Below are 9,035 nucleotides of genomic sequence, written 5' to 3' on the forward strand. Positions count from 1 at the left end.
TGTTGGCCACGTTTAACCCTGAAGTGTCTCCCCACGCTTCGGGGTTTCTTTTTGCCCGCGATTTGTCAGGGCATAGGCGCGTCTTGGTAAAACTGGAGATGGTCGGTCAGGTACTGCGCGCGCAGCGCCGGGTCGAGCCAGGCGGCATAGGCGTGCAGTAGTTGAGCCTGGGGCAGCGCGTTCAACACTTGGTTGATGTGTTCAATTGCCTGGTGGCCCTCAGGCGTATCGGAGCAGCCGATATGCACACGCTGGTAGGGCATGACGCCAGCAATCGGATAGAACGCCAAGGTCAGCGGATCAATCCCCTGGCGCAGGGCGTGATAGCGAATTTCAGTCCAGTAGCCCAGCACGGCTTCCAGGCGACCCAATCGCTGCATTTGCAGCAGGCTGCCCAGGGCGTCGTTTCCGTAGTGCAGCACGCGTGTGTGCGCATCCGTTTGGTCCAGCATTTCATCGATGAGCGTCCCGTAGCTGCGCTCGGCCACCACGCCCAGGCGTGCGCGCTTATCCAGCAGGAGCGCCGCGAGGTCCACCCTTTGCTGTGCGACAAGCGGCGCGAGCACGTCACGGCGGTCCTGACGTACCACCACCCCATTACTGACCATTGAAAAAGCCGGGCGCGAATACACCACCCACTTGGCCCGTTCTGCGGTCCATAGCATGGTGGGGTCGCAGGTCAGTGCGGGGGTCTGAAGTATCTGCAGGCCGCGTGCACGGTTAACGTGCAAAATCTTGTGTTGGTACTCGGGCAGGCGCTCCATCAGCATCGGCAGCAATTCGTCGATGACGCCCTGGCCCTTTTGCGGGCCGTCGAGGATGGTCATCGGGGGCAGGTCGCGGATTAACCAGGTCAAGGTGTCCGCTGCCTTGGCAGACAGCGGCAGAAGCCCGAGCAACGGTGCACAAACACCCAGGAGCCAACGCCGCGCCATTATTGCGAGTGCGCCATCAGATCGCGCCTTGTTCACGTAGCCGGGTGATCGCGGCCGCGTCGTAACCCAGCTCGTTAAGCAGCACGTTGGTGTGCTCGCCCAACTGCGGCCCGACCCACTCGCAGCTCCCGGGCGTGTCCGACAGCTTGGGCACGATGCCCGGCATCTTGAAGTCCTTGCCGCCTGGCAGTTGCGCCTTGAGGAACATCTCCCGCGCCAGGAATTGCGGATCGCCAAGCATGTCCTCGGCGCTGTAGATCCGGCTGGCGGGTACCTCGGCCTTGTTCAGTTGCTCCACCACCTGCTCCAGTGACAGCGAATTGACCCAACGATCAATCACGCCATACAGCTCATCACGGCGGGTATCACGCCCGTCATTGCTCGCCAACTGCGGATCATTCGCCAGGTCTTCACGGCCAATGGCACTCATAAACCGTTTGAAGATTGCATCCCCATTTGCGCCGATCTGCACATGCTTGCCGTCCGCGCTGGTATGGATCGACGACGGTGTAATGCCGGGCATGATGTTGCCGGTGCGCTCACGGATGAATCCGAACACGTCAAACTCAGGAATCATGCTTTCCATCATGGCGAAGATAGCTTCATACAGCGCCACATCCACCACTTGGCCTACGCCGCCATTCACTTCGCGATGACGCAGCGCCATCAGTGCACCGATTACTGCCCACAACGCAGCGATGGAGTCGCCAATGGAAATCCCTGTGCGCACCGGCGGGCGGTCCTCGAAACCGGTGATGTAACGCAGCCCGCCCATGGATTCACCGACGGCACCGAACCCCGGCTGGTCTTTCATCGGTCCGGTCTGGCCAAAGCCCGAGAGGCGCACCATCACCAGTTTCGGGTTCAGCGCGTGCAGGGTTTCCCAGCTCAGGCCGAGTTTCTCCAGTACGCCGGGGCGAAAGTTCTCGATGAGGATGTCGGCGTCCGTCAGGAGTTGCTTGAGAATCTCCAGACCGTCCGGGTGCTTTAGGTTCAGCGTCAGGGATTTTTTGTTGCGTGCCTGCACGAACCACCACAGCGAGGTGCCCTCGTACAGCTTGCGCCATTTGCGCAGCGGATCGCCGCCATTCGGGGATTCGACCTTGATCACTTCTGCACCAAATTCAGCGCAGATACGCGAAGCGAACGGGCCGGCGATCAGGGTGCCGAGTTCGATGACTTTCAGGCCGGCAAGCGGTTTGGCATTAAACGACATGGGGATCCTTGTCTGCGCGGAGCGGGTGTGTGATGCCTTTTAACATAGGCGAGCGGCCAGGGATAAGCGTGAAACAGCGCAGGATTCGTTGAATGGCACCACCATCAGTTAGACTGGCCGCCTTTCCCTGTCTCTAGAAGCCCGTTCATGGCCCAGCCGTCCACGACCTACAAATTCGAACTCAACCTCACCGACCTCGACCGTTCGGTGTACGAGAGCGTCAAACAGACCATCGCCCGCCATCCTTCGGAAACTGAAGAGCGCATGACCGTGCGCCTGCTGGCCTACGCCCTTTTTTACAATGAGCAATTGGCATTCGGTCGTGGCCTGTCAGATGTAGACGAACCAGCCCTGTGGGAAAAAAGCCTGGATGATCGGGTTTTGCACTGGATCGAAGTCGGCCAGCCCGATGCCGACCGCCTGACCTGGTGCTCGCGCCGTACTGAACGTACCAGCCTGCTGGCTTATGGCAGCCTGCGTGTATGGGAAGGCAAAGTGGTGCCGGTGGCGAATAATCTGAAAAACGTACACATCGCTGCGGTGCCCCAGGAGATTCTGGAGGTTCTGGCCAAGGACATGCCCCGCGTAATCAAGTGGGACGTGATGATCAGCGAAGGCACGATCTTCGTCACTGATGACCGTGGCCAGCATGAAGTGCAACTGCAATGGCTGGTCGGCGAGCGCGGTTGAATACTGCGGGGAGGGCTTGCCCCTTCCACATGTGCTCCGTGTTGCCTTCAGCGTTGTCGTTTAACCGTCGTATCAAAGAGAAGCGCCCATCACCCCATGCGTATTGATCCTCGTCCGTTGCCCGCTGTCCTGCCATTTCTCGGTGAATTGCCACCGCTGTTGACCCGTCTTTATGCCGCACGCGGGGTGCAGTCCGAGGCCGAGCTGGATAAAAGCCTGGCGCGCTTGATTCCCTATCAACAGCTCAAGGGCATCGACGCCGCCGTAGACCTTTTGGTGACGGCCCTGGAGCAACGCCAACGCATCCTCATCGTTGGTGACTTCGACGCCGATGGCGCCACCGCCAGCACTGTAGGCACCCTGGGCCTGCGTTTGCTCGGTGCCGCCCATGTCGATTACCTGGTGCCCAATCGCTTTGAATACGGCTACGGCCTGACGCCGGAGATTGTTGCCGTGGCCCTGCAGCGCGAGCCGCAGTTGCTGATTACCGTGGACAACGGCATCTCCAGCGTCGAAGGCGTGGCCGCAGCGAAGGCGGCGGGGTTGCAGGTGTTGGTCACCGACCACCACTTGCCCGGTGACGAGTTGCCGGCGGCAGACGCCATCGTCAATCCTAACCAGCCGGGCTGTGAGTTTCCGAGCAAGGCGTTGGCCGGTGTTGGCGTGATTTTCTACGTGCTGATGGCGCTGCGCGCGCGGTTGCGTGAGCTGGGCTGGTACGCGAACAAGCCGCAGCCGAATATCGGCGATCTGCTCGACTTGGTCGCCCTGGGCAGTGTCGCCGACGTGGTGCCGCTGGACGCCAACAATCGCATCCTGGTGCACCAAGGCCTGGAGCGTATCCGCGCAGGTCGCGCGCGGCCGGGGATCAAGGCGATCCTTGAAGTGGCCAAGCGCGATGCGGCGCGCATCACCTCCACCGACCTGGGCTTTATTCTCGGGCCGCGGCTCAACGCCGCCGGGCGCCTGGACGACATGAGCCTGGGTATCGAATGCCTGCTCACCACGGATTTCGCGGCGGCGCGGGAAATGGCGGCGCAACTGGACGGCATGAACCAGGACCGTAAATCCATCGAGCAAGGTATGCAGCGCGAGGCTCTGGCCCAGCTCAAGGACTTGCCGGTGGAATCAATGCCCTATGGCCTGTGCCTGTTCGACCCTGAATGGCACCAAGGCGTGATCGGCATTCTGGCGTCGCGCATGAAAGAGCGTTATTTCCGCCCGACCATCGCCTTCGCCGATGCGGGTGATGGCCTGCTCAAGGGTTCTGGGCGCTCTGTGCCGGGTTTTCACATCCGTGATGCGCTGGCGGTGGTTGCTAGCCAGCATCCCACTCTGATCGCCAAGTACGGCGGCCATGCCATGGCGGCGGGTCTGACATTGCCAGAGGCGAATTTCCCTCTGTTTGCCGAAGCTTTTGATGCCGAAGTGCGTCGTCAACTGCGTGAAGAAGACCTCACCGGTCGCCTGTTGTCCGACGGCACACTGGCGGTTGAGGAGTTTCACCTGGAGCTGGCCCGCGCCCTGCGGCACGCCGGTCCTTGGGGGCAGCACTTCCCCGAGCCGCTGTTTCACGGGGTGTTTCAGTTGGTGGAGCAACGTGTGGTGGGGGAGCGGCACCTGAAAGTGGTGCTCAAGAGCGAATGCGGGTCAGTGAAGCTCGATGGCATCGCCTTTGGCGTGGACCGTGAGGTCTGGCCGAATCCGACCGTGCGATGGGTGGAGTTGGCCTACAAGCTGGACGTGAACGAGTTTCGTGGGAATGAAACCGTGCAGTTGATGATTGCCCACATCGAACCGCGCTAGATTTTATTAACACCGCAAAACAACGGTGGGAGGGGGCTCGCCCCCGATAGCTGAGTGTCAGTCAACAATGCTGTGACTGACCTACCGCTATCGGGGGCAAGCCCCCTCCCACATTTTGATTTGTGTAAGGCCTGGGGTTATTCGCTTTTGGCCTGGTGCTTGACGATGATATCCACCAACCGCTTGGCCAGCGCCGGGTAGTTCTCATCGAAGTGATGCCCGCCGGGCAGCTTCACAGCCTCGCCCACGGCGGTCTTGTCGGTGCAGCCACTCTCGTCGACTTCTTCGGCGCCGTAGATGCACACCACTTTCTCAGGCGGCAGCTTGGCCATTTCCGGGCCGGTCGCGGCTTCTTTGCCGGCGTTGCCCAGCCAGCCTTCCACTTCGATTTCAAAGCTACCGGTGCGGGCGAAGGCCAACAGGATGATCGCATCGACGCGCTGTTGCTCGTTCTCCGGCATGCGGTTGTAGATCGCTGGCAACACGTCGGCGCCGAACGAATAGCCGGTCAGCACAAAGCGCTTGGTGCCCCACTTTTGCCGGTAGTGCTGCATCAGCTCGGTCAGGTCTTTGGCGCTTTGTTCCGGCGTCTTGTGCTGCCAGTAGTAGCGCAGGGTATCGATGCCGACCACTGGGTAGCCGATCTTGGCCATTTCACCGGCCACGTCGCGGTCCAGGTCCCGCCAGCCGCCGTCCCCGGAGAGGAACAGGGTCACGGTGTCCTTAGCCTGGCCTGCCGGGACTTCCACCACGGGAATCGCCAGGCCACCGTTATCCGAACCCACCAGTTGCTTGCGCAGTTCGTTGTTCAGTACTTGCGGGTAGTGAATGTCGTAGTCACTGATGCTGGTTGTGGCGCGTGGTGTATCGCGTACGAAACTGGCGCTTTCGTCGTCAGGGTTGTCATTCCACGCCACCAGCCAGTTGCCGTGCTCTGCAGTTTTCGGCAGTGGATCTTTGCAGCCTTCCTGCGCCAGAGCGAAGCCAACAGAGATGGCATTGGCCTTGTCGTCGTTCTGAGTGGCCAGCCAGCGCCAGGCAAGCGCCGCGCCAGGGCCGATGCCGCTGACCAGCGTCGCTGGGCCCTTGAGCTGGCTCAAGGCGCTTTGCAGCGCTTGTTCCTGCAGCTTGCAGTCATCTTTTGGCAAGACCACCTGGACGATCTGCGCTTTGCCACCCTGGCTCAGGGTTAACAACTGGCTATCGGTCAGGGTTTCGTCGGCCATTACCGCCACGGCCACACGGGCTTTCGGGTTGCCGGCCGGGGTCACGCGGGTCATTACCGAGCCATCGGCCTGGGGCAGTTGCTCCAGGGTCGGCTGCGGGGCAGGGCGTTTCAAATACCAAAAGCCGCCACCCAGAACCAGGGCCAGCAGCACTACAAAGGCCAATACATACCGCCAGGAGCGTCGAATCATCAGCGTTTCACCAATCCAGTCAAGCCACCCGCGATCAGGGCGGCGGTATCGGCCAGTGCCACCAGCGGATCAAGTCCTGCGGGCACGGCCATGTAACGGGGTTCCCAGTCTGGCTGGAACTTGTCTTTGAAGCGGCGCAAACCTTGGAAGTTATACAGTTGCTCGCCACGACGGAACACCATCGAACCCAAACGCTGGGTCAGTGGCGCGCCGCGTCGCGGTTGCAGGCCCGACAACGGCACCATGCCGAGGCTGAAACGGGCGTAGCCGTGACTCTTATAGTGTTGAATCAGACCGACCATCATGAATTCCATGGTCAACTTGGGCGCATCCGGATGGGCGCGCATCAGGTCGAGGCTGGCCAGGTCGTGATTGTAAGTCTCAAGCAAATTGGCGAAGGCTACCGGGCGTCCTTCGAAGCGAATGATCGCAATCCGAAAATGCTTGAGGTAGTCGTCACTGAAGCGTCCCAGGGAAAACCCTTTTTCGCGCACATTCTTACCGGTAAGCCATGCGTCCGAGATGACTTTTAATTCATCCATCGGCGCCGTACCCGGTTCATGGATCTCCAGGGACAGACCGTCCCGGGTGCCACGGTTCCAGGTGTAGCGCAGATCCTTCATCTCTTTGCCTTTGGCTTCCAGGTCAAAGCGTTTCAGGTCGACGCGCGCCTCTTCGCCCAGCTTGATCGCGGTTAGGCCGATGTCCATGTAGTAGGGCAGGTTCTCTGCCCGTACCTGATAGAACACCGGACGCGCGTGGTGGATGTCGCACAGGTCGCGGAACTGCCAAATCATCTCGGCCCTTGGCTGGGTCGGTCCAATTGGATCGTACAAGGCCACCAGGCTGCGGCCGCGACGGGCATACATCAGGAAGGCTTCGTCGTTGGGGTGGAACAGCAGCGCCTTGTCACCGGTCAGCGCAAGGCCACCGTCGGGTTGGGACGAAGCCATCAGGATCTTCGAGGCGCGCTCCAGCTCATCCGGGGTCGGCAGGTGAATCACCGGGCGGGCGGTGCGCAGCAGCCAGGTCAGCGATACGATCACCAGCAGCACGGCGGCTCCCAGCAATGAGCGCAGGCCGCGTGGGGCGTTGGCATCGAGGGTGAACTGCCACCACAGTTGATGGCTGTACGGCACATCTTGATAGGCAAACAGCAGCAGCCAGATCGAGGCACCCAGCACGCAGACGCTGGACACCAGGTACAGCGGTGAGAACGGCAGTTCTGTCAGGCGGCTGGCGCGGTAGAACGAGCGGCGAAAGATCGCCAGCAGCACCGCCGTCATGGTCATCAGGCTGGCTTCTTCCCAGTCGAAGCCTTTGAGCAGCGAGAGCAGGGCGCCCACCAGCAGCAGCACCATGGTCAGCATCCAGGCCGCCGACAAACGTCGACGCAGGCCCTGGGCCAGCAACAGGCACAGTACACCGATCAGGCTGGCACCAAAGTGCGAGGCATCAATCAGGCGGTGGGGAATCAGGAACCCGATGTTTTCCAGGCGTGAATCGATCTCTGGCGTGGCGCCTGAAAACAGCAGGACCACGCCGGACAAAAAAACCAGTACGGCCAGCACTGGCGCCGCCAGACCTGAGGCCACGCGCAGGCTCTGCTGGGTCTGGAATAGTCGTTGCGCCTCGTTGATCAGCAGGAACACGCACGCGATCAGGAGCGGCAACACTACGTAGATCATCCGATACAGCAGCAGGGCAGCGGCCAGTGGTGCGGCGCCGAGCTTGTCTGCAAACGCGGCGAGCAGGATCGCTTCGAACACCCCGACTCCGCCCGGTACGTGGCTGAGCACGCCAGCGGCGAGAGCCAGCAGGTAAACCAGCAGGAATGGACCGAAGGGCGGCGCTTCTGGCAGCAATAGATAGAGGACAGTGGCGGCGGCGGCGACATCCAGGGCAGTGATGACCAATTGCAGGAGCGTCAGGCGCCGGCCGGGCAGGCGCAGGGTGCGACGGCCGACTTTGACCAGCAGGTTGTCCGGGTAAGGTTGCTCCGGCAAGCGGCGGCGGTAAATGCCGATACACAGCGCGGCCGACAACAGCAGCACGGCACCGGCAATCGCGCCGAGCAGGCCTTGCGACAGATGCAGGTAGGTCGACGCTGCAGGTAGGTTGCTCAGTGTCGCGAGTGCGGCCAGCGGGGGCAGGGCGCAGCCCAGGGCCAGGCTGGCGAACACAGTCATATGGGCGACTTCCGAGGCCCCGATGCCATGGCGTGCATATAAACGGTAGCGCACCGAGCCGCCGGAGAGCATCGACAGGCCAATCGCATTGCCAATGGCAAAGGCGGTGAAGCCGCCATGGGCCAGTGTCTTGGCGGGCAGCTTCACGCCGGCATAGCGTGCGCCGGAGAACTCATAGCCGAGAAGAATGACAAACCCTGCGACGCCCGCGGCAAATGCTCCCAGCAGTGCAGGTTTGGGCACTTCCAGGATCGAGTCGTGAAGTGCGTACAGGTCGAGTTCCAGCAGAAGGTGGCGGCAAGCGATCAAGGCGATGGCGAACAGCAACAGGGTGACCGCCAGCCCGAGGGGTTGCCGGTACTTGCTGATCAGATCCAGCCAACGCAATCGGGTAGGCGTGATCGGTTGTTCTGCTGTGACGGTGTCTTGTGGTTCAGACGAGTTGGCGCGCATCAATCACCTCGTGGATTGTGCGCGACAGGATGGGGGTATCCAGCCAAGTTACCAATCCCTATGGACAAAATAATTACAAATATTAACGCGTATCACCGGGGGCGGCGACAGCGGCCCTTGGTCGTAGAGGAGTAAGCATAGCGTGCGATGAGATGGACTCTACAAACCGTGTACGGTTTCATGAAAGATGCCATCCCATTGTTTCAGAAGAACTTTTTCACCGGATACAAAAAAGGCCACTCTTTCGAGTGGCCTTTTTTGATGTTTGGTTGCGGGAGCCGGATTTGAACCGACGACCTTCGGGTTATGAGCCCGACGAGCTACCAGA

General features: G+C 60.9%; 6 protein-coding genes. 2 read left to right on the forward strand and 4 right to left on the reverse strand.

What is annotated here, in order from left to right:
• Positions 1 to 65: 65 nt before the first annotated feature.
• Both ACEN2T_RS25605 and ACEN2T_RS25610 read right to left on the reverse strand, forming a co-directional pair.
• Positions 66 to 935, reverse strand: coding sequence for a TIGR02285 family protein (locus tag ACEN2T_RS25605; protein ID WP_442117767.1), 870 nt, complete (start codon positions 933 to 935; stop codon positions 66 to 68).
• Between the two features lie 16 nt (positions 936 to 951).
• Positions 952 to 2,151 (reverse strand): CaiB/BaiF CoA transferase family protein, encoded by a 1,200-nt coding sequence (locus tag ACEN2T_RS25610; protein WP_122753150.1) that lies wholly within the window; start codon positions 2,149 to 2,151, stop codon positions 952 to 954.
• A gap of 147 nt (positions 2,152 to 2,298) precedes the next feature.
• Here ACEN2T_RS25610 and ACEN2T_RS25615 point away from each other — a divergent pair, with 147 nt between their 5' ends.
• Both ACEN2T_RS25615 and recJ read left to right on the forward strand, forming a co-directional pair.
• The gene (locus tag ACEN2T_RS25615; RefSeq protein ID WP_032890801.1) at positions 2,299 to 2,841 is read left to right on the forward strand and encodes a YaeQ family protein; all 543 of its coding nucleotides are present in this window, start codon (positions 2,299 to 2,301) and stop codon (positions 2,839 to 2,841) included.
• 96 nt (positions 2,842 to 2,937) lie between these two features.
• Positions 2,938 to 4,647, forward strand: coding sequence for a single-stranded-DNA-specific exonuclease RecJ (recJ, locus tag ACEN2T_RS25620; RefSeq protein WP_122753149.1), 1,710 nt, complete (start codon positions 2,938 to 2,940; stop codon positions 4,645 to 4,647).
• Between the two features lie 137 nt (positions 4,648 to 4,784).
• Here the strand turns inward: recJ and ACEN2T_RS25625 are convergent, their stop codons facing one another.
• Together ACEN2T_RS25625 and mprF are read right to left on the reverse strand one after the other, a co-directional pair.
• The gene (locus ACEN2T_RS25625; protein WP_095185797.1) at positions 4,785 to 6,065 is read right to left on the reverse strand and encodes a virulence factor family protein; all 1,281 of its coding nucleotides are present in this window, start codon (positions 6,063 to 6,065) and stop codon (positions 4,785 to 4,787) included.
• On the reverse strand, positions 6,065 to 8,707 hold the full coding sequence (gene mprF, locus ACEN2T_RS25630) for a bifunctional lysylphosphatidylglycerol flippase/synthetase MprF (protein ID WP_032890807.1): 2,643 nt from the start codon (positions 8,705 to 8,707) through the stop codon (positions 6,065 to 6,067). Before mprF ends, ACEN2T_RS25625 begins: the two co-directional genes overlap by 1 nt.
• Positions 8,708 to 9,035: the final 328 nt, after the last annotated feature.

The sequence above is a fragment of the Pseudomonas sp. W22_MBD1_FP4 genome, from assembly GCF_052113765.1.
Lineage (GTDB): Bacteria > Pseudomonadota > Gammaproteobacteria > Pseudomonadales > Pseudomonadaceae > Aquipseudomonas > Aquipseudomonas sivasensis.

Bases quoted from the DNA above. Each gene is read 5' to 3' on its own strand.
- ACEN2T_RS25615 (WP_032890801.1), top strand. From the start codon at position 2,299: ATGGCCCAGCCGTCCACGACCTACAAATTCGAACTCAACCTCACCGAC.
- ACEN2T_RS25625 (WP_095185797.1), bottom strand. From the start codon at position 6,065: ATGATTCGACGCTCCTGGCGGTATGTATTGGCCTTTGTAGTGCTGCTG.
- ACEN2T_RS25605 (WP_442117767.1), bottom strand. From the start codon at position 935: ATGGCGCGGCGTTGGCTCCTGGGTGTTTGTGCACCGTTGCTCGGGCTT.
- ACEN2T_RS25610 (WP_122753150.1), bottom strand. From the start codon at position 2,151: ATGTCGTTTAATGCCAAACCGCTTGCCGGCCTGAAAGTCATCGAACTC.
- mprF (WP_032890807.1), bottom strand. From the start codon at position 8,707: ATGCGCGCCAACTCGTCTGAACCACAAGACACCGTCACAGCAGAACAA.
- recJ (WP_122753149.1), top strand. From the start codon at position 2,938: ATGCGTATTGATCCTCGTCCGTTGCCCGCTGTCCTGCCATTTCTCGGT.